Source organism: Nocardia sp. NPDC004151, assembly GCF_042874235.1.
GTDB lineage: Bacteria > Actinomycetota > Actinomycetes > Mycobacteriales > Mycobacteriaceae > Nocardia.
In genome coordinates, this window is sequence record NZ_JBIAMR010000001.1 from 623,730 (window position 1) to 644,077 (window position 20,348).

Consider the following 20,348-nt stretch of genomic DNA (forward strand, 5'->3'; position numbering starts at 1 on the left):
CAGATCAGGTGTATCCCCGGGGCCCAGTGATGGAAACCGGCCTTTACAAACGCCATGTGGCAGCTTGGTTCCGGCGCGGTGAACCTTTGCCCATCGGTTGCCGAAAAAACCTATTTGGGCGCGGTGAACGGCTGGTTGATAGTGGTGAAGTACTGCACCGCAGCGGCGATCGCGATCGGCGCGGTGACGAGCAATTGACCGCCGATGGTGCCCAGGAAGCCGACCGTGCTCGCACCGATCAAGCAACCGGCGAGCGGTCCGACGCCGAACAGCGTGGCCAGCGGGGCCGTCGCCGTCGCGAAGGCGACGCCGCCCAGGACGCAGCCGAGGGCCGCGCCGCCGAGGCCGCCGACCACGGTGCCGATGGTCGCGCCCGCGGAGATGGTGCTGGTCAAGCGGTTCCAGGCGGCCAGCTCACGGTCGTACTGGGTCTTCCACGGCGCCTGATCCTCGTAGGGCAGCGCGACCGGCTTGTACACCGCGTGCGCCAGGTCGGCCTGCGGCGTCAGGGTGGCGGTGCGGTCGCTGATTTGCGCCGCGATCGGGAACTCGAAATCGTCGATCCGGAACTTCAATTCGGTGCCGGCGACGGTGGTTCCATTCGCCGCCTTGACCTTCAGCGCACCGTCCTCGACGACCAGCGAGCCGGCGTCGGTGCTGACCACCGTGTTGCCCTGCTCGGTGACCTGGGATGTGTAGTTGATCGTGCCGTCATCGGTCTTGGCCGGACCGGCGTACGCGGTGCCGGCGGTGACCCCCGTCGCCGCGACCAGCAATGCCGCGATCCCGGCGAATTCCCTCATCTTCATTTTCTGTACTGCTTCCACTGCCGAGAACTGAACTGTCGGCGGCAAGCATCTGTGAACCCCCTGTGAAACTGGAGGTTAAAAACCAGCTTGATTCGATGCCGTGGAAGTGAGGGAGATTACTTCGCCTTGGCGGCGGCCTTGGCCTGCTTCTTGAATTCCCGCACCTGGGTGAGGGATTCGGCGTCGGTGACGTCGGCGACCGAGCGGCGGGAGCCGTCCTCGCCGTACGCGCCGGCCGCCTCGCGCCAGCCGGCGGCGGCCAGACCACGCTGTTTACCCAGCAGGGCGAGGAAGATCCGGGCCTTCTGGTCACCGAAGCCGGGCAGTTTCTTGAGCCGTTTCAGGACTTCCTTGCCGTCCGGATCGCCGTCGGTCCACAGGCCCGCGGTATTGCCGCCGTAGTTGTCCAGAATGTACTGGGCCAGCTCCTGGACCCGTCGTCCCATGGAGCGGCCGTAGCGGTGAATGGCCGGCGGGGTAGCGGCCAGCTCCTCGAATTCCGCGGGATCGGCGGCGGCGATCCGATGGATATCGAAGCCGCCCATGCGGTCGGCCAGTTTCCACGGCCCACGGAATGCGTGTTCCATCGGAAACTGCTGATCGAGCATCATCCCGACCAACAGGGCGAAATCATCGGTCGAAAGCAGCTCGTCGGCATCGGATTCCTGCGCAATACACAGCGTGCGGCTCACCATGCATCGATCATCCCATTCATCTTGCGTTGCGGTGACGCGGGTCACGACTAGGCTCGGCATATGCCCGACACCATGGCTGATTCTTCAGTGCGAACCGTGCCGCAACCTGGTGCGGACTCAGGACTGCGACCGGACCGTTTCGACCGTGACGGACAGGACCAGCTCGTCGACGTCCACGATCTACAGGCAGCGCTGCCGGGTATCCGGCGCCTGCGGGCCTGGGCCCACCAGGCCCTGGCCACCCGCCCCGGCGAGAGCGCCGTCGACATCGGCTCCGGCGCCGGGTCGGAGGTGCTGACCCTGGCCGAGCTGGTCGGGCCGACCGGCACCGCGCTCGGCGTCGAACCCGACCCGAACCTGCTGGCCACCGCCGAACGCCGCGCCGCCCAGGCCGGCTCCACCGCCACCTTCGTCAGCGGCGACGCCTACGGCCTGCCCGTCGGCAGCGAGAGCTTCGACGTGGCCCTGTGCGAACGCGTCTTCCAGCACCTCACCGCCCCTGCCCGCGCGGTCGGGGAGATCGCCCGCGTGCTGCGGCCCGGCGGCCGGGTCGTGGTGATGGACACCGACTGGGGCTCGGCCATCGTGCACCCGGGTGACCGGCACGTGGTGCACGAGGTGATCGAGACCATGATCGCGGGCACCACCAACCCGTTCGCGGGCCGCCGCCTGTCGGGGCAGCTGGCCGCGGCCGGACTGGTCGTCGACGAAATCGGCTCACACGCCCTGATCCAGGACCGCAGCGTCGGCGCGGGCGCACTGGTCGCCCGGGTCGCGGATCGCGCGGTGGCGCGGGGCTCGATCAGCGAGCCCCAGCGCGATCAGTTGCTCGCCGACCTGGAGGCCGGAGCCGCCAGCGGCGACATCCACCTGTCGGTGACCATCTTCGCGGTGCTGGCGCACAAGCCGAACTGAAACAACTCGGGCGCGCATCGATTCGATGCGCGCCCGAGCAGCGAAAGACGTTTCGCGACAACTGATTTCGGGAGGCGAGGGTAACTCGCCGGGGACGCCCGAAATGGTCAGCGGCACCCCGCCGCCGGCACGGGTCGCCAGTAGTTCACGGCACCCATGCCGCCCGCTAAAGGCGCGGAGAGGCGGGGGAGCTCATGAGTTTCTCGGAGGCGGCCAGCAGGACGCAGGTGGCCAGGCCGTCCATCGCCTTCTCCAGCTCACCGAGAGACGGGAAGCTCGGCGCGATGCGAATGTTCTTGTCCTCCGGGTCCTTTCCGTACGGGTAGGACGAACCGGCCGGGGTGAGCGCGATGCCCGCGTCCTTGGCCAGCGCCACCACCTTGCTGGCGGTGCCCTCCAGCACGTCGAGGCTGATGAAGTAGCCGCCCTTGGGCTCGGTCCAGGACGCCACCTTCGACGCGCCCAGCCGGTCCTCCAGAATCCGCAGCACCAGTTTGAATTTCGGCTCCAGGACGGCCCGGTGCTTCTGCATGTGCTCCCGCACGCCCTCGGCGTCGCCGAAGAAGCGCAGGTGCCGCAGCTGGTTCACCTTGTCCGGGCCGATGGTCTTCTTGCCCAGGTGCTTCAGGTACCACTCCACATTCGCGGTGGAGGAGCCGAAGAAACTCACGCCCGAACCCGCGAAGGTGATCTTCGAGGTGGAGGCCAGCACGAACGGGCGGTTCGGGTTGCCGGCCGCCGCGGCCATACCCAGCACGTCCAGCACCGGTTCGGCGGTGTCGGTGAGCGGGTGCACCGCGTAGGCGTTGTCCCAGAACAGGCGGAAGTCCGGAGCCGCGGTGGGCATCGAAACCAGTTCGCGGGTAACGGCTTCGGAGAACGTGACGCCGGTCGGGTTGGAGTAGTTCGGCACCGCCCACAGACCCTTGATGCTCGGGTCGGACGCGACCAGCTCCGCGATCAGGTGGGTGTCGGGGCCGTCGTTCTTCATCGGGATCGGGATCATCTCGAAGCCGAGCGACTCGGTGATCGCGAAGTGCCGGTCGTAACCCGGGACCGGGCACAGGAACTTGAGCACCGGCTCGTCCGCCCAGCGGCGCTCCGAATCCGCGGTGCCGTACAGCATGGCGAACACCAGCAGGTCGTGCATCATCTCCAGGCTGGCGTTGTTGCCGGCCAGCAGATTCGACACGGGGATGCCGAGCAGTTCGCCGAAGATCGCGCGCAGCTCCGGCAGGCCGTGCAGGCCACCGTAATTGCGGACGTCGGTGCCGTTGGCGTCACGGTAGTCGGCGGCGCCCGGCAGCTCGAGGAGTCCCTGCGAGAGGTCCAGCTGCTCGGGCGAGGGCTTACCCCTCGTAATGTCCAGCGTCAGCTTCTCGGTCTTGAGCTTCGCGTAGTTCGCGGTCTGCGTCTCGTGTTCCGTCACGAGTTCCGCATGACTCATCAAACCGAATTGCGTCTGCCGAGGCATCTGAGCGCCCTTCCAATGGCGTGGGATGTATGTCCAGGGTTGCGCGCACCGCGAACCCAACCGCCCAGGTTACTAGGCGGCGTATCCGATTCGGCAGGGATATCTGTACTTCCGTCACCCGCACGACCGGGCCGGAAAAAGAAAGGGGACCCAGCGCACCCGGCAGAGCCCGTTGACCCTTGCTGCCTTCCGGCCCTGGGGGAGTTCACAGGATGCGCGCCGCGCTGGATCCGTCGGCCAGTGTAGCGGCTCACCGAGCCCGGTGCCGCCCGGGGTCGATACGATGCCTGCGATATGCGGGGTCGCCCGCGATTTTCCGGAGGGGTAGAGACGAATATGACGAGTTCCGATCCAGGAGCCGGTGCGCCGCACGACCCGCAGAAAGCCCAGGAGACCGCCCAATGGTGGGCCACCGCGCCCGCCGCCGGGGAGGGCCGGCCGGTTCAGGGTGCGGACCCGACGATGCTCAATTACGCCGCCGGCGGCATGCCCCCGTACACGCCACCCGCCCAGCCCCTTCCGACCGGGCAGTCCGCGCCCGGCTACCCGCAGCAGCCGACGCCCGGCTACCAGCAGCCCATGACCGACGCCTACGGCCAGCCCCTGTCCGGCGGCTTCCCGCAGCAGCAGTTCGCCCAGCCCCCGGTCCCGCCGCCGGGTCAGGGCTATGGCTATCCGGCACAGCCGCCGCGTTCGGGCGGCAATAAGACCGGTTGGATCATCGGCGGGGTGATCGGCCTGGTGGTGATCGTCGGCGCGGTGATCGGCGTGGTCGCGCTCAGCGGCAGCGACAGCCCGTCGCCGCTGGGCGGGGACAAGAAGAAGGCCGCCGGGAAGTACTCCATGGAGGGCATCACCAACGGCTGCACCGTGATCGACACCTCGGTGCTCAACAAGTGGGCCGCCAACTCCAAGGGCACCCCCGAGCACTCCGAGACCAAGCCCACCGACTACTCGGGCGGCCGCTTCGACTGCCGGGCCGGCAACGAGGAAACCTCCAAGACCGACAAGTACGCGATCGCCAATACCGCCGACCTCACCCTCAACGTCTCGCTGCTGAGCGGCTCGTCGAGCGCCTACAACCGCCCCGAATACGACATCTGGAAGACCAGCGACACCGGCACCACCGGCAGCGGCCGCACCGCCGGTGACGTGAACGGCATCGGCGAGGCCGGCTACTGGGCGGCCAAGGTCGACGACTACTCCTCCTTCACCACCACCGACTACACGGTCGCGGTCAAGGACGACAACGCCTCGGTGAAGGTCAACATCCGCCTGCGCATGGGCAAGGGCCAGAGCGTCAGCAAGGACGAGATCGCCCAGGTGTGCAAGGAGCAGGCCCAGAAGGCGCTCAGCAATCTGAAGAAGAAGTAGCCGCCGACCACTGCATTTGCTTCCACCAGGGGTGTACCCGGTATATTGCTCGACGGAGGATTCGCCTAGTGGCCTATGGCGCTCGCCTGGAACGCGGGTTGGGTTAACAGCCCTCAGGGGTTCAAATCCCCTATCCTCCGCTTCGAAGGCCCCGGTCGGACTCAGTCCAACCGGGGCCTTCCGCATATCCGAAGCCGACCCGGCGCGGTGCAATGCGCGGGCTACCTCGTCGAGAGCGGATTCCAGCAGGCTCAGGCAGTGGTTTGGGTCCGGGAGCGCGGCGGGGTCGGCGAGGCCGGGCGGTCGGTACTGAAGACGACGGCATGACCCGAGACTCGCTCGGGGAGCCGGTCGATCAGCGTGTTAGTTACGTCACAGCTCTGACGCTGCCCGTCGATGCGATCTCCCCGTACTCGGTTGAGAAGTGGATCAACTCGGGTGGTCGGTTCGAGCGCCGCAGGCCCATGTCGGTCACGGTCGATGTCTCGTCCGGCGAGACCGGCCGATCGCCGATGCCGAGGCGTTCGACGCCGCGTGGGTCATGGTGTCGCAATCGTCTGAGAGAGTTCGCTTTTGGATGGCATGCTCGACCGCTTGCGACCGCGCTCGCGTCAGAACCCAACGAGCAGAAGGACATTACGGATAATCATTACGAAACACCCATAGGCTGATGATTACAGCACTTCCGGCCATTGCCGAAAGTCTTGACCTGTTGCAGTAGAGGGGCTTTCAGGCAATAGTTCACCGATTTCAATCGCCGCAGATTAGAACTCGGGACCCCAAAGCATCTGAAAACAAGACGATGCGCAATAGACGACCGACCGCGCGGTACCCTCGCCGCCATGGTGACGATGACTACCGCAGGATCTACGAATGGCGAAGTGCGAGTAACCCCGTCACGTGGGACGGGAGGCACGCTCCGTCGACTGAGTTCGTTCAGACCCCGGCTGGCCCATGCTTCGCTGTTGGTGACTTCGGTGGTGGCAGTCAAGTCATTCCAGATGTCTTTTGCCGCGTTGCACCAACTTTCGGTGCGTAATCTGGTTCCGCCCGATCTCGCTTCGAATGTGCCGATCGCCATCGATGGCTTGGTGATCGCCTCGATCATCGCCACCGCCGCATTCCGGCAATGGAGCGTCGGCTGGTGGTACTCGACCGCCTTGTTCGCTCTGTCGACTCTCGTCTCGATCGCCGGGAATATCCAGTACGCCCACGAGATCGGCGGCAGCGTCGTGCCGATGTGCCTTTACGCCGGCATGCCACTGACCATGCTGTTCGCCGTGCATCTCACGTTGATGCTCTGGGAACGCGGCAAGCAGGTCGCAGCGGAAAACGCGGCCGAGCTGGAGGCCTCCGACCTCGCGGACGAGATCGAGGTGTCCGAGCTCGAGGATGTAGTCGCCGCGGTCGAGCACGACGACCCGGAGCCCGCACCCGAGCTCTGCGATGCGGCGCTCGACTGGCAGGAGACGGGGCGCGCCAAGGACCCATATCCCGCGGCTCAGCCGAGGCTCTATCCACTGGAATCCGCGGCACCCGGATATTCCCTGGGCCAGACCGCCGGCATCAGCACCCAGCACAGGCCCGTCCCGCTGGACGCCGACGAACGGCGCCAGTTCTACATGACCGCTGCGCAAATGTAGTGCACCACCGACCCTTCTGGAGCGAAGTATGGCGATGAACATGTGGCAGGACCAGGGAGTAGATCAGTTCCGGGAGATCGCGATCCGGCTGGCTTCGATCATCCAGAACAGTCTGGATCGATCGGGTGCGATGACTCAGTTCACCGAAGCATTCGGTAACGTCGAATCATTCACCGATCTGATGATCGAATACTCCGGTCGGTGGTTCAGCGAGACGGGCGGGCGCTCGACTTTGATGGGACCCGAAATGTTCTGGATGTTGTCGGAACCCGCACCGCGCCGCAACCCGGCGGTCGGTATGCGAATCCAGGACGTCGGTGGCGAATCCGACAGCCACTCCGGCCATCGCGCGCGAAAACTATTGTTGATCTGTGTTTTCGAAGCACTCACCCACACCCAGTGGGGTGCACCCGATAGCCTGTCCGAGCATCCGCTGATCAACGGAATGGTTTAACTCTCCACCGAACTCCACCTCGAAGGCCCCCGCCGGACTCGATCCGCCGGGGGCTTTCGCATTCGCGGTTCAGCGCAATGCGCGCGCAACCTCGTCCAGAGCGGATTCCAGCAGCTCCGAGTAGCGGTCCGGATCCGGAATCACGGTGGGGTCGGCGTGCACGGAGACGGTGACGGTGTCACCGAGACCGGTCACACCGTGGGTGAGGTGCATGACCGCGCCCAGGGCCGGGAACCCTGCGGTGAAACGCACCGCACCGCCGCCGAACTCGAGATCCGCGGGACCGCGGTCGACGCTGGAAACCACGGTGTGACCCGAAACTCGTTCGGGGAGTATGTCGATCGGCGCGTTGGCTACATCGCGGTGGAGGATCGGGGCCGGCAGGACGGCGGTCACCGCGTCCGGCGCGTGCTGGAGGGGGTGGGCGGCGCGGGTGCGGCGGGCGGTCAGGTCGGCGGCGATACGGTCGGCGCGGGCACGCGGCCGTGGTTCGGCGAGGGACAGATCGACCGAGAGGTCGCGGTAGGCATTGCGGGCGGGACGGTCCGGGCCGTCGGTTCCGAGCGCGGCGACCGCCATGGGCACCTGGGCGCGGAGTTCGGCGACGGCCGCGTCGTGGTCGCGGAGATAGCGTTCGAGGGCGAAGGAGATGGCGGTGAGGGCGACCACCGTGACCGAATGGTCCTGGGCGCGCAGGCGGGTCTTGTCGCACACCAGCATTCGCACGATATGCGCTTGCGGGGGTGCGCCGGCGCCGTTCAGGAGGGTCGGTTCGACATCGGGGGCCGGGGGCGGGAGTTCACCGGCGGCGGTGAGATCCGCCAGGCCGCGCTGGGCGCGGACGGCGGCCAGGCCGCGAATCATGGTGCGCGCCATGTCGATCGGGATAGTGGGCAGAGCGAGAGCCGAGGCGAACGCGCCGGTCGCCGTGTCGCGCACGCGGCGGGGCAGCGAACGGAGGAGGAACGCGGCCGAAGGACGCGGCACGGGTGCCGCCGGAACGTCGCCCGTACCGAAGAGCGCGCGAGCGATGGCGGCCGCGCGACGCCCGTCGGCCAGGGCGTGGGACAGCTGAAGCACCGCTACGAGGGCGGACTCCCCGGCAGCGAATCCAGGCACGTCCCGAACGTTTCGGAAGACGTGCAGTCGCCAGGGGCGTTCATTCGCCCGCACGCCGGTGCCGAGCAGGGTGCCAAGTTCGTCGGTGAGCGTCGCCCAGGTGGCATCGCCGAGGTCGTGGTCGACGAACTGATCGGCGGTGAATTCACAAGTCGCCCACATCGGATACGCGATATTCGCGGGAGCGTCCAGCACGTGGACCAGCAAATCCGGGATGTGGACCACCCGGTTCGCGACGGCCGTCCGCAGCCGCTCGGCGTCGCACCCCGTGTCGGCGAAGCAGTAGAGCAGAAACAGATCGTTGCGGGTGCGCGCGGACAGCCAGTACATGGTGGCGTCCCGGGCGGCCAGGGAATTCACCCGACGACCATAACGAAAACCCGATGCGCTGCGGAGACGGCAGTGCTACCGTTTGTAGTAGAAGCACTGGCACTGTCCCGGGGGCGGGGTGACCGCTATGGCAACCACCAACAAGATCGCCGGTCGACTTGGGAAACAAGCCGATGAGATGGATCAGCGGTACCAGGGTGCCGCATTCCTGAAACGATCGATCAACAAGGTATTTCCGACTCACTGGTCGTTCCTGCTCGGTGAAATCGCGCTGTACAGCTTCATCATTCTGCTGCTCTCCGGCGTCTATTTGACCTTGTATTTCGACCCCTCCATGGGCGACGTCACCTACAACGGCTCCTATCAGCCGCTACGCGGGGTCACCATGTCGCGGGCCTACGAGACCGCGCTCAACCTCTCGTTCGACGTACGCGGCGGATTGTTCGTCCGGCAGGTGCACCACTGGGCCGCGCTGCTGTTCACCGCGTCGATGATCGTTCACATGTGCCGGATCTTCTTCACCGGCGCCTTCCGCAAACCCCGCGAGGCCAACTGGGTGATCGGTGCGCTGCTGTTGATCATGGCCATGTTCGAGGGCTTCTTCGGCTACTCGCTGCCCGACGACCTGCTCTCCGGCACCGGCCTGCGCGCCGCCTTCGCCGGGATCACCCTGGGCAGTCCGGTCATCGGCACCTGGCTGCACTGGCTCATGTTCGGCGGAGACTTCCCCGGCACCATCATCATTCCGCGCCTCTACATCGCGCACGTGCTGCTGCTGCCCGGAATCATGCTGGCGCTCATCGTTGTTCACATCGCGCTGGTCTGGTATCAGAAGCACACCCAGTACCCGGGGCCCGGACGCAGCGAGAAGAACGTCATCGGCACCCGCATCGTCCCGGTCTTCTCACTGGACCAGGGCGCGTTCTTCGCCTTCACCCTGGGCGCGCTCGCGCTCATGGGCGGACTGCTGCAGATCAATCCGATCTGGAATCTCGGGCCGTACAACCCTTCCCAGGTCTCGGCCGGCACCCAACCCGACTTCTACATGATGTGGACCGACGGGTTCCTGCGCCTGTTCCCGGCCTGGGAGGCGTACCCGTTCGGGCACACCATCCCCGGCGCGTTCTCGGTGGCGCTGTTCATGCCGCTGATCTTCACGCTGATCATCGCCTACCCGTGGATCGAGAAGCGGCTCACCGGCGATCGGGCCCGGCACAACCTGTTGCAGCGCCCGCGCGACGTCCCGGTGCGCACCGCCATCGGGGCCATGTCGCTGAGCTTCTACCTGATCCTCACCCTGGCCTGCGTCAACGACATCATCGCCTTCAAGTTCGACATCTCGCTCAACGCCACCACCTGGGCCTTCCGCATCGGCCTGCTGACCGTCCCGGCGCTGGCCTACGCCGCGGCCTACCGGCTGTGCATCGGACTGCAACGCGCCGACCGCAGCGTGCTCGAGCACGGCATCGAAACCGGCGTGGTGCGGCGACTTCCGCACGGCGAGTACATCGAGGTGCACCAGCCGCTCGGCCCCGTCGACGAGCATGGCCATCCGATCCCCCTGGAATATCAGGGCGCCCGCGTCCCCCAGAAGTTGAACCAACTCGGCCTCGCCGGCAGCCCGGGCACCGGCGCGTTCTTCTGGGCCGATCCCCCGGAGGAACGCGAACTCAACGCCGCCAACGAGCACGCGGCCGAGCGCGCCCAGCTGGCTGTATTGCGCGACGCACAGGAGAGCACCCGCTGAGACTCCGGGCTCAAAAGTTCGCGGCCGTCCCGATTCTGGACTGACGGAGCGGGGGAGCGAAGCGGAGGAGCGGAGGAGGGAAGAATCGGGACCAGGGGCCGCGAACCCGCCCGGAGCAAAGCGTAGGGCCAATGATGAAGCCCCCGAGTCTCCGGGACTCGGGGGCTTCTCGTTTTTCCCGGCGGGGCCGCGGCAGGCCGCATAGGGGCTGCGATCAGGCCCGCTTGAACTCTCCGTCGGAGACGCCCGCTACGAAGGCATCCCACTCGCCCGGGGTGAAAGCCAGAATCGGCCCGGCGCCGTGGTCCTTGGTGTCCCGAACCGCGACATTGCCGTCGCGGAGAAACGCGACCTCCACGCAGTTGCCGTTGGGGCCGCTGTGTTTGCTCTTGCGCCAAACGGCGCCGGTGAAATCCACCTTCACGGTACTAGCTCCTTTTCTGCGTCAAGCTTGGAATCCTGCTGGCATCGAACCTGGCGACCGCGGGATCGCTCGAAAACACGAATCTCCGGGGCTCGCCGCGGGTCGCACGCAAACGCTCCGTACCACCTATCTCTGCACTTCGCGATGGGAATGCGCCCCCGATGGCCGTTCCCGCGCTAAACCCTAGCAGGGTTCGTCATTAGGAGATCGCATTCTTTCGTTTTCAATCAGCAAATTTGTGGCAAGGTTAGCCAGCAAATTATTTGCAAGAAATTAGCCCCGGTTTGAGGCTATTGAATTTCAAACATGAGAATTCCTTCGCTCACGCCTCGGGTACCCCGGGTGGACCGGGATACGCGGGGCATGGGGAATCATGGGGAGCATGCCCCAGCAGTCACCGGAGGACGCCGGACGGGACCGTGACGACGACGGCCGTGCCCGGAATGCCCGTCCTCGTGACCGTTTTGGGCGACCCCTCCCTTTCGGCAGCCCCGGCATCCCTCGCATTCCCGATGACCTGGACCTGCCGCCGGCCGAAACCCTCGACTATGCCCAACGTCTGCTGGACGAGGGCCTGGCTTTCAACGCGCACGAGGTACTGGAGGCCGCCTGGAAAAACGGTCCGTTCGCGGAGAAGTCGCTATGGCAGGGCCTCGCGCAATTTGCCGTTGGACTCACCCACATTCAGCGGGGAAACCCCCAGGGAGCGCGCACTCTGCTGGAACGGGCGTCCGAACGCCTCTCCGCCTACGGATCCGCGCCCTACGGCATCGACTCGCCCGGCCTGGTGGACCGTGCGCACACCTTACTCATGGCCATTGAGCAGGGAAAACCCATCTCCGACACGGACCTTCGAGCTCGGCTCACACTCCCGCGCTGAATTCGCAATCCCGTAGTCCCGCCGCACTCGAGGTGCGCACCGGCACGAAGGCGAAGGGTCGGCCGCGCTGCGAAGGATGCGAACTACCATCGACAGACATGCCGACCGACCCCGCCCCAGCAACGGCCGCCCACCCCGGACGGCGGCCCGGGGCCGGTCGCTTCGCACCGAGCCCGTCCGGCGATCTGCATCTGGGCAACCTCCGCACCGCACTGCTGGCCTGGCTCTTCGCCCGCTCCACCGGACGCGAATTCCTCATGCGGGTGGAGGATCTGGACCGCGTCAAAAAGGGTGCGGCCGAACGCCAACTCGAGGACCTGGCCGCCATCGGCCTGGACTGGGACCCGCCCGTGGTGTGGCAGTCGCAGCGCCTCGCCCGCTATGACACTGCTGTCGCACGCCTCACCGAGGCGGACCTGACCTACGAGTGTTTCTGCACGCGTAAGGAAATACAGCAGGCGGTGACCGCGCCGCACGGCCCGATGGGCGCGTACCCCGGCACCTGCCGCAACCTCACCGAGCGGGAGAAGCAGCGTCGGCGTGACGAGGGCCGCCCCGCCGCGCTGCGCCTGCGCGCCGACCGCACCGAATTCACCGTCACCGACCTCCTGCTCGGCGAATACCGCGGCGCCGTGGACGATCTGGTGCTGCGGCGCGGCGACGGCACCCCCGCCTACAACCTCGCCGTCGTGGTGGACGACGCCGAGCAGGGCATCGACCAGGTGGTGCGCGGCGACGACCTGCTGCCCTCCACGCCGCGACAGGCGTATCTGGCCATGTTGCTAGGCCTGCCCGTCCCCGTATTCGCCCACGTCCCGTTGGTACTCAACGCCTCCGGGCAACGGCTCGCCAAGCGCGACGGGGCGGTCACCCTGCGCGATCGGACAGCCCTCGGCGAATCCCCGCGATACGTGCTGAGCGCGCTCGCGGCGTCGCTCGGCTACGACGGCGCAATCACGCCGGCCGATGTCCTGGAACGATTCCGGCCGGAAAACCTCCCAAAAGAACCCTGGAGACTCGACCCCGACGGGTTGTTGCAACCCAGCTGGTGTCCGTAACGTACGCACTCGACCAGATCCCGAACGAAATCGACGAGGACGGCGGAACAATGACGAGCGGTGGGTACGACCCCAACCAGTATCCGGGCGGCCAGCCGTACGGGCAGCCGCAGCAGCCACAGCAGCCGTACGGTCAGCAGCAGCCCTACGGGCAGTCCGACCCCTACGGCCAGCAGCCGCAGCAGCCTTACGGCCAGCAGCCCTACGGCCAGCAGCCCGACCCGTACGGTCAGCAGCAGCAGCCGCAGTACGGCCAGCAGCCGCAGCAGCCGCAGTACGGCCAGCAGCCGCAGCAGCCGTTCGGTCAGTCCGACGCCTACGGCCAGCAGCAGCCGTACGGCCAGCCTGCCTACCAGCCCTACCCGGACGGCGGCCAGCCCGGTTTCGGTGGCGGTTTCGGCGGCTCGCAGCCCGGTGACCTGTGGACCCGCTTCGCGGCCCGCATCATCGACGGCCTGATCATCGGCATTCCGGCGGGCATCATCCAGGCGGTGCTGCCCAGCAGCATCGCGTGGCTGTGGAGCGTGCTGGTCCCGGTCATCTACTTCGGCTACTTCATCTTCATGGAGACCCAGCAGGGCGGCCAGACACTGGGCAAGAAGATCCTGAACCTGCGGGTCGTCGGCCCCGGCGGCGCGCCGCTGGACCCGGCCGCCTCCGCCAAGCGCAACCTGTTCATGATCGTGCAGCTGGTCCCGTGCCTGGGCACGCTGGTCGGCCTCGGCATGGCGATCTACATCGCCATCACCATCGAGCAGAGCCCGACCAAGCAGGGCTGGCACGACCAGTTCGCCGGCGGCACCCAGGTGCTGAAGGGCTGAGGCTCTTCCCTCCGCTGAACGCAATGGGGCGCATCCTCTCCGGATGCGCCCCATTGTCATTGGTGCGCCACATCATTCGCGCACCGCGCCGGTCTCTCAGCTGGAGCCCGTCGCGCTGGCGATGAGAAAGATCAGGAACCCGCCCAGTCCCAGCACCGTCCCGGCCGCGCCGACCCAGATGCCGCCGAGCGCCAGGCCGCGCCCCTGCTGCCCGTTCGTCTTGAGCTGGTTGAACGCGACGATGCCCAGCACCAGTCCGACGATCGAGACCACCGGCAGGAAGGCGCAGAAGAACATGGCCGGGATGCCGATGATCGACACCACCAGCGACGCGATGGCCAGCGAACTGGTCTGCTGCGTCGGCGACGCGTACCCGTAGGGCTGATAGCCCGGGTAGCCGCCGTAGCCCGGGGGCTGCGGCGTGGGCTGCTGGCCCGCGCCCGGATAGCCCGGCGTCGGATTCGCCTGCGGCGGCGGATAGCTCGGATACACCGGCTGTGGCGGCGGGGTCAGCGGCGGCTGCTGATACTGCGGCCCGGAGGTGTAGCCGGGCGGAGGCGGCGTCGATTGCTGCGGCGCCGCGGGCGGAGTCTCGGGCGCGACGCCCTCACCCCCGTACTGCTTCCACCACTCGTCGGAATCGCCAGGATTCGTCATTCGTCCAGCCTAGGGCACCCCAGCTATCCATACCCCGCGGTCGAGGCAGGGGATACTTTCGAGCGTGAGTGATATCGAAACGGTCGAAACCGACCGATCTGGACACCCCACGCCGCAACACGCCGCATTCGCGGACGCGGCGGGGGGATATTTCACGCCGGTGGCGGTGGCCTTCACCGCTGTCCTGCTGATTTCCAACGTGTGCGTCGCCAAGGGCGTCCAATTCTTCTCCGGACAGCACTTCTCCCTGGGCCCGCTGACCATCCTGCCGATCACCATGGACGGCGCGTTCTTCCTCTTCCCGATCGCCTACGTCATCGGCGACATCCTCAGCGAGGTGTACGGCTTCCGGGCCACCCGCCGCACCGTCTACTACGGGTTCGCGGCGCTGCTGCTGATGATCGTCTGCTTCCAGATCGTCATCAAACTGCCCACCGGTGACCTGCAGCAGAACCCGACCTCCTTCGGGGACGTGCTCGGCAATACCCCGCAGCTGGCGCTGGCCGGGATCACCGGCTACTTCGTGGGCCAGTTCCTGAACTCCAGCACGCTGGTGCTGATCAAGGAGCGCACCAAGGAGAAGCATCTCTGGGCGCGACTGCTCGGCTCCACCATCGCGGGCGAGTTCGGTGACACGCTGGTGTTCTGCTCGATCGCGGCGACCGCCATCGGCATCAACACCTGGGGCGACTTCGTCAACTACGTGATCGTCGGCTTCATCTGGAAGACCCTCGTCGAGGCGTGCGTGCTGCCGATCAGCTACCGCTGCATCGCCTTCCTCAAGAAGCGCGAACCCTCCTACCGCCCGCGCGAGCGCTCGGCCATCTACGAGTGACGCGGACCGACCCTCCGAAGCTGGCGGCCGCGTCGAATTCCCTTATTGCCCAGGGGCTTTGATGCGGCCGCGCCAGCGGCCCAGGAACTCGGCCTGATATTCGTCGAAGTAGCCGCCGTCGATGCTCTCGCGGACGCGATCCACCAGACGCACCGTGAACCGCTCGTTGTGGATGGTGCACAGCGTCGAGGCGAGCATCTCCTTCGCCTTGAACAAGTGATGGATGTAGGCGCGCGTGTAGTGCGCGCAGGTGTAGCAGTCGCAGGTCTCGTCGATCGGCGTGAAGTCGCGCTTGAACCGGGCCGTATTGATATTGAACCGGCCCTCGTCGGTGTACAGCGCCGCATTGCGCGCCACGCGTGAGGGATTCACGCAGTCGAAGGTGTCCGCGCCGTTCTCCACCGCGGTGAAGATGTCCTCCGGCTCGCTGATGCCGAGCAGGTGCCGGGGCTTGCCCTCGGGCAGTTCGTCGCAGCACCAGCCGACGATGGTGCCCAGATTGTGCTTCTCCAGCGCGCCGCCGATGCCGTAGCCGTCGAATCCCGTTCCGGCCGCGCCCCGCAACTCCTCGAGGTCGCGACAGGCCTTGCGGCGCAGGTCCTCGTACTGCGCGCCCTGGATCACGCCGAACAGCGCCTGATACGGCCGATGCGAGCGCGCCTCGGTGAGCCGCCCGTGCTCGTCGAGGCAGCGTTTGGCCCACAGCCGCGTACGCTCCAGCGATTCCTCCTGGTAGCCACGGGTGTTCATGAGCGTGGTGAGCTCGTCGAAGGCCATCATGACGTCCGCGCCCAGCTGATGCTGGATGCCCATGGACACCTCGGGTGTGAACCGGTGCTTGGAGCCGTCCAGGTGGGAGCGGAAGGTGACGCCGTCGTCGTCGACGTGCGCCAGCCGCTCCTTGCCCTTGGCGATCACGTCGTCGTCCTGCACGCCGACCGATTCCATGGCCAGCACCTTCTTGAAGCCGACGCCGAGCGACATGACCTGGAAGCCGCCGGAGTCGGTGAACGTCGGGCCGTGCCAGTTCATGAACTCCGCCACACCCCCGGCCTCGTCCACGATGTCCGGGCCGGGCTGCAGGTAGAGGTGGTAGGCATTGGCCAGCAGCGCCTGCGAGCCGAGTTCCTTCATGGTCTCCGGCAGCACGGCCTTGACGGTGGCCTTGGTGCCGACGGGGATGAAGGCGGGTGTCGCAATATCGCCATGCGGCGTACTGATCACACCGGTCCTGCCGTGCCGCCCTTCCAGGCGGGCACCGACCTTGAACGAGAACTCGGAGGCAGCAGACACCGAGCTATCCTCTCACTTCGTCAGCCGAGTGATTTTCTTCGCTCCACGAAAGTGGCCTGGCCCACACACCTTCGTGCGCGGGCCAGGCCATGGGAGCGAGGGTCATTTGGTGAGGACGACCGCGTCCGGCTCCGGATCGTCCACATTGTTGCCCTCACCGTCGGTGATGGCGGCGGCGAACTGGGCGTTGTAGAGCCGGTGGTAGAAGCCGCGGGCGGCGAGCAGTTTCTCGTGCGTGCCCTGCTCGACGATCTTGCCCTTCTCCATCACCACGATGGTGTCGGCGTCGCGAATCGTCGAAAGCCGGTGCGCGATCACGAAACTCGTGCGGTCCCGGCGCAGCGCCGCCATGGCGTGCTGCACCAGCAGCTCGGTCCGGGTGTCGACCGAGCTGGTGGCCTCGTCCAGGATCAGGATGGACGGCTTGGCCAGGAACGCGCGGGCGATCGTGATGAGCTGCTTCTCGCCGGCGCTGACACCGGAGCCCTCCTCGTCGATGACCGTGTCGTAGCCCATCGGCAGCGCGTGCACGAACCGGTCCACGTAGGCGGCGCGGGCGGCCTCGAGGATATCCTCCTCGGAGGCGTTCGGATTGCCGTAGGCGATGTTCTCGCGGATGGTGCCGCCGAACAGCCAGGTGTCCTGCAGCACCATGCCCATGCGCGAACGCAGGTGGTCGCGGGTGATGGCGGTGATGTCGACGCCGTCGATGGTGATGGCGCCGGAATCCACCTCGTAGAACCGCATGAGCAGGTTGACCAGGGTGGTCTTGCCCGCGCCGGTCGGCCCGACGATGGCCACCACGTGCCCGGGCTCGGCGACCAGCGAGAGGTCGTCGATGACCGGGGTCTCCGGCTCGTAGCGGAAGGACACGTCCTCGAACGCGACCCGCCCGCGCTCCAGCGGCCGCGAGTCCTCCGGATCCGGGTCCGGCGACTGCTCCTCGGCGTCGAGGATCTCGAAGATCCGTTCCGCCGACGCCACACCCGACTGCAGCAGGTTCATCATCGAACCGATCTGGGTGAGCGGCTGGGTGAAACCGCGCGAGTACTGGATGAACGCCTGCACCTCGCCCAGCGACAGCTGACCCGACGCCACCCGCAGGCCACCGACCACGGCGATCAGCACGTAGTTCAGGTTCCCGAGGAACATGATGGCGGGCATGATCAGCCCGGAGATGAACTGCGACTTGAACGAGGAGTTGTAGAGCTTCTCGTTGGTCTCGTCGAACTTCTCCCCCACCTCGCGCACGCGACCGAAGGCGCTGACCACCTCGTGGCCGGTGAAAGCCTCCTCGACCTGAGCGTTCACCTCACCGGTGAACTTCCACTGGTCCACGAAATGCGGCTTGGAGCGCTTGGCGATCTGCGCGGTCACGATGACCGCCAGCGGCACGGTGAGCAGCGCGATCAGGGCCAGGATCCAGGAGATCCAGAACATCATGATCAGGATGCCGATCACCGACAGCACGTTGATGATCAGCTGCGACATGGTCTGCTGCAGCGTCTGCGCCACATTGTCGACGTCGTTGGTGACGCGCGAGAGCACGTCGCCGCGCGGCATGGAGTCGAAGTAGCGCAGCGGCAGCCGGTGGATCTTCTCCTCGATCTGCGCGCGCATCCGCTTCACGGTGCGGTTGAGCACCACGATCAGCAGCTGCGCCTGCAGCCAGCCGAACAGCGCGGAACCGATGTAGAGCGCCAGCACCCAGGCCAGCACCTGCCCCACGGCGGTGAAATCGATTCCGGTGCCGGGGATCACGTCCATGCTGGCGAGCATGTCGGCGAAGGTGGTGTTGCCGCCCGCGCGCAGGCCCTCGACCAGTTCGTCCTTGCTCTGCCCGGCGGGCAGCTGCTTCCCGACCACGCCGTCGAAGATGAGGTTGGTGGCCTTGCCGAGGATCTGCGGACCCAGGGTGTTGAGCACCACCGAGCCGACCGCCAGCACGAACACCACGATCAGATAGGCCCGATCCGGCGCGAGCAGGCGCAGTAGGCGCTTCAGCGACGGTCCGAAGGATTTCGCCTTCGCGTCCGGCGCACCGGGATTGGGGGCTCCGGGCCTCATCGCACCTCCTCCGCGCTGAACTGCGATTCCACGATCTCGCGGTATTCGTTGCAGTCGAGCAGCAACTGGTCGTGGGTGCCGATGCCGGCCATCGCGCCGTCCTCCAGCACCACGATCTGGTCGGCGTCACGGATGGTCGAGATCCGTTGCGCCACAATGATGACCGACGCGTTCGCGGTCTCCGGCTTCAGGGCCTCGCGCACCCGCATGTCGGTGGCGACGTCCAGGGCGGAGAAGCAGTCGTCGAACAGGTAGACGCGCGGCTTGCGCACCAGCGCGCGGGCGATCGCCAGACGCTGTCGCTGACCGCCCGAGACGGTCGTACCGCCTTGCGCCACAGGCGTTTCCAGCCGCTGCGGCATCTCCCGCACGAAATCGGCGGCCTGCGCGATCTCCAGCGCGTGCCAGAGTTCCTCGTCGGTGGCGTCCGGCTTGCCGTAGCGCAGGTTCGAGGCCACGGTGCCGGAGAACAGGTACGCCTTCTGCGGGACCAGGCCGATCTCGGTGCGCAGCGTCTCCAGCGCCAGCTCACGGACGTCGGTGCCGCCCACGTGGACCGCGCCGTCGGTGACGTCGATGAGCCGCGGGATCAGGTTGATCAGCGTGGTCTTGCCCGCGCCGGTCGCGCCGACGATCGCGGTGGTGGTGCCCGGCTTCGTCTGGAAGCGAATGGCTTTCAGCACCGGCTTCTCCGCGCCCGGGAACTTGAACTCGGCGAACTGCAGGTCCACCTTGCCCGGGTCGTCCTTGAACGCCTGCGGCACCTGCGGTTCCGACACCGAGGATTCGGTGTCGAGCACCGCGCTGATCCGCTCCGCCGACACCGCGGCGCGCGGGGCCATCATGGCCAGGAAGGAGGCCATCATGACCGCCATCAGGATCTGCATGATGTAGGCCAGCATCGCGGTGAGCGTGCCGATCTGCATGTCCCCGTTGTCGATCGAATGGCCGCCGAACCAGATGACGCCGACCGTGGTGACGTTCGAGATCAGCATGACCATCGGGAACATCAGCGCCATGTACTTACCGACATAGAGCGACTGCTCGGTCAGCTCGCTGTTCGCGACACCGAAGCGCCAGGTCTCCTGACGTTCCCGCACGAACGCCCGCACCACGCGGATACCGGTGATCTGCTCGCGCAGCACCCGGTTCACCGCGTCGATGCGGTCCTGCATGCGCCGGAAGCCGGGCACCATGCGGGTGATGATGAAGCCCATCGACAGCGCCAGCGCGGGCACCGCGATCAACAGCAGCCACGACAGCTGCATGCTCTCGCGCAAGGCCATGAAGATGCCGCCGATGCACATGATCGGGGCCATCACCAGGATGGTCGCGCTCATCAGCACCAGCAGCTGCACCTGGCCGATGTCATTGGTATTGCGGGTGATCAGCGACGGCGCGCCGAACACGCCGACCTCCCGGGCGGAGAAAGTGCCCACCCGGTGCAGCAGGGCCGCGCGCATATCGCGGCCCGCGCCCATGGCGGCCTGGGCGCCCAGATAGACCGAGGCGGCCTGGGCGATGATCTGGATGGCGGTCACCAGCAGCATCCAGCCGCCGGTGGACCAGATATAGCCGATATCGCCCTTGGTGACACCCTGGTCGATGATGTCGGCGTTCAAGGTGGGCAGATACAGCATGGCGATGACCGAGATCAGCTGGAGCACGACGACCCCCGCCAACTGATTGCGGTAGGGCCGCATGGAGGTGCGTAGAAGTCGGATCAACATGATGCTGGCAGGCTACCGCCATC

At 66.5% G+C, this 20,348-nt stretch carries 18 protein-coding genes, 1 tRNA gene and 1 other RNA gene; 10 read left to right on the forward strand and 10 right to left on the reverse strand.

The genetic code is table 11. The annotated features are described in order from the left end of the window. Positions 1-110: 110 nt before the first annotated feature. Positions 111-809 (reverse strand): hypothetical protein, encoded by a 699-nt coding sequence (locus ACFYTS_RS02820; RefSeq protein WP_357275309.1) that lies wholly within the window; start codon positions 807-809, stop codon positions 111-113. Between the two features lie 116 nt (positions 810-925). Next, a complete protein-coding gene (locus ACFYTS_RS02825; protein WP_387300866.1) occupies positions 926-1,504 on the reverse strand; it encodes an HhH-GPD-type base excision DNA repair protein in 579 nt (192 codons plus the stop codon). Between the two features lie 96 nt (positions 1,505-1,600). On the opposite strand from ACFYTS_RS02825, the gene ACFYTS_RS02830 reads away from it, so the two are divergent. Next, entirely contained in the window at positions 1,601-2,419 is an 819-nt protein-coding gene (locus ACFYTS_RS02830; protein WP_387300868.1) for a methyltransferase domain-containing protein, read from the forward strand. Positions 2,420-2,585: 166 nt separating this feature from the next. Here the strand turns inward: ACFYTS_RS02830 and ACFYTS_RS02835 are convergent, their stop codons facing one another. Beyond that, a complete protein-coding gene (locus ACFYTS_RS02835; protein ID WP_387300870.1) occupies positions 2,586-3,893 on the reverse strand; it encodes an aminotransferase class I/II-fold pyridoxal phosphate-dependent enzyme in 1,308 nt (435 codons plus the stop codon). Between the two features lie 140 nt (positions 3,894-4,033). Then, an RNA gene (gene ffs / locus ACFYTS_RS02840) (signal recognition particle sRNA small type) lies at positions 4,034-4,128 on the reverse strand. A gap of 101 nt (positions 4,129-4,229) precedes the next feature. Between ffs and ACFYTS_RS02845 the strand changes: the two genes are divergently transcribed. The 4 genes from ACFYTS_RS02845 to ACFYTS_RS02860 all read left to right on the forward strand — a co-directional run bounded on the left by ACFYTS_RS02845 (position 4,230) and on the right by ACFYTS_RS02860 (position 7,364). Further along, positions 4,230-5,267 (forward strand): hypothetical protein, encoded by a 1,038-nt coding sequence (locus ACFYTS_RS02845; RefSeq protein ID WP_387300872.1) that lies wholly within the window; start codon positions 4,230-4,232, stop codon positions 5,265-5,267. 54 nt (positions 5,268-5,321) lie between these two features. Further along, a tRNA-Ser gene (locus ACFYTS_RS02850) sits at positions 5,322-5,407 on the forward strand. Positions 5,408-6,118: 711 nt separating this feature from the next. After that, the gene (locus ACFYTS_RS02855; RefSeq protein ID WP_387301083.1) at positions 6,119-6,910 is read left to right on the forward strand and encodes a DUF2637 domain-containing protein; all 792 of its coding nucleotides are present in this window, start codon (positions 6,119-6,121) and stop codon (positions 6,908-6,910) included. A gap of 28 nt (positions 6,911-6,938) precedes the next feature. Next, positions 6,939-7,364, forward strand: a complete 426-nt coding sequence (locus ACFYTS_RS02860) for a hypothetical protein (protein ID WP_357275297.1) — start codon at positions 6,939-6,941, stop codon at positions 7,362-7,364. A gap of 69 nt (positions 7,365-7,433) precedes the next feature. Here the strand turns inward: ACFYTS_RS02860 and ACFYTS_RS02865 are convergent, their stop codons facing one another. Continuing rightward, the gene (locus ACFYTS_RS02865) at positions 7,434-8,843 is read right to left on the reverse strand and encodes a WS/DGAT domain-containing protein (RefSeq protein WP_357275295.1); all 1,410 of its coding nucleotides are present in this window, start codon (positions 8,841-8,843) and stop codon (positions 7,434-7,436) included. 97 nt (positions 8,844-8,940) lie between these two features. Here ACFYTS_RS02865 and ACFYTS_RS02870 point away from each other — a divergent pair, with 97 nt between their 5' ends. Continuing rightward, positions 8,941-10,560, forward strand: a complete 1,620-nt coding sequence (locus tag ACFYTS_RS02870; RefSeq protein WP_387300875.1) for a cytochrome bc complex cytochrome b subunit — start codon at positions 8,941-8,943, stop codon at positions 10,558-10,560. A gap of 214 nt (positions 10,561-10,774) precedes the next feature. On the opposite strand, the gene ACFYTS_RS02875 is transcribed toward ACFYTS_RS02870, so the two are convergent. After that, the gene (locus tag ACFYTS_RS02875) at positions 10,775-10,984 is read right to left on the reverse strand and encodes a DUF397 domain-containing protein (protein WP_357275290.1); all 210 of its coding nucleotides are present in this window, start codon (positions 10,982-10,984) and stop codon (positions 10,775-10,777) included. 382 nt (positions 10,985-11,366) lie between these two features. Between ACFYTS_RS02875 and ACFYTS_RS02880 the strand changes: the two genes are divergently transcribed. From ACFYTS_RS02880 to ACFYTS_RS02890, 3 genes are all read left to right on the forward strand, one after another. Then, positions 11,367-11,864 (forward strand): DUF309 domain-containing protein, encoded by a 498-nt coding sequence (locus ACFYTS_RS02880; RefSeq protein ID WP_387300877.1) that lies wholly within the window; start codon positions 11,367-11,369, stop codon positions 11,862-11,864. Positions 11,865-11,962: 98 nt separating this feature from the next. Continuing rightward, positions 11,963-12,922, forward strand: a complete 960-nt coding sequence (gene gluQRS, locus ACFYTS_RS02885) for a tRNA glutamyl-Q(34) synthetase GluQRS (RefSeq protein WP_387300879.1) — start codon at positions 11,963-11,965, stop codon at positions 12,920-12,922. Positions 12,923-12,972: 50 nt separating this feature from the next. Then, a complete protein-coding gene (locus ACFYTS_RS02890; RefSeq protein ID WP_387300881.1) occupies positions 12,973-13,743 on the forward strand; it encodes an RDD family protein in 771 nt (256 codons plus the stop codon). 96 nt (positions 13,744-13,839) lie between these two features. Here the strand turns inward: ACFYTS_RS02890 and ACFYTS_RS02895 are convergent, their stop codons facing one another. After that, positions 13,840-14,400, reverse strand: a complete 561-nt coding sequence (locus ACFYTS_RS02895) for a DUF4190 domain-containing protein (RefSeq protein ID WP_387300883.1) — start codon at positions 14,398-14,400, stop codon at positions 13,840-13,842. 64 nt (positions 14,401-14,464) lie between these two features. Between ACFYTS_RS02895 and ACFYTS_RS02900 the strand changes: the two genes are divergently transcribed. After that, positions 14,465-15,235 (forward strand): queuosine precursor transporter, encoded by a 771-nt coding sequence (locus ACFYTS_RS02900; RefSeq protein ID WP_387300885.1) that lies wholly within the window; start codon positions 14,465-14,467, stop codon positions 15,233-15,235. Between the two features lie 42 nt (positions 15,236-15,277). Here the strand turns inward: ACFYTS_RS02900 and tgt are convergent, their stop codons facing one another. The 3 genes from tgt to ACFYTS_RS02915 all read right to left on the reverse strand — a co-directional run bounded on the left by tgt (position 15,278) and on the right by ACFYTS_RS02915 (position 20,325). Beyond that, entirely contained in the window at positions 15,278-16,528 is a 1,251-nt protein-coding gene (gene tgt / locus ACFYTS_RS02905; RefSeq protein WP_387300887.1) for a tRNA guanosine(34) transglycosylase Tgt, read from the reverse strand. Between the two features lie 102 nt (positions 16,529-16,630). Further along, on the reverse strand, positions 16,631-18,595 hold the full coding sequence (locus tag ACFYTS_RS02910) for an ABC transporter ATP-binding protein (protein ID WP_387300889.1): 1,965 nt from the start codon (positions 18,593-18,595) through the stop codon (positions 16,631-16,633). Then, the gene (locus tag ACFYTS_RS02915) at positions 18,592-20,325 is read right to left on the reverse strand and encodes an ABC transporter ATP-binding protein (RefSeq protein ID WP_387300891.1); all 1,734 of its coding nucleotides are present in this window, start codon (positions 20,323-20,325) and stop codon (positions 18,592-18,594) included. Before ACFYTS_RS02915 ends, ACFYTS_RS02910 begins: the two co-directional genes overlap by 4 nt. Between the last annotated feature and the right edge of the window lie 23 nt (positions 20,326-20,348).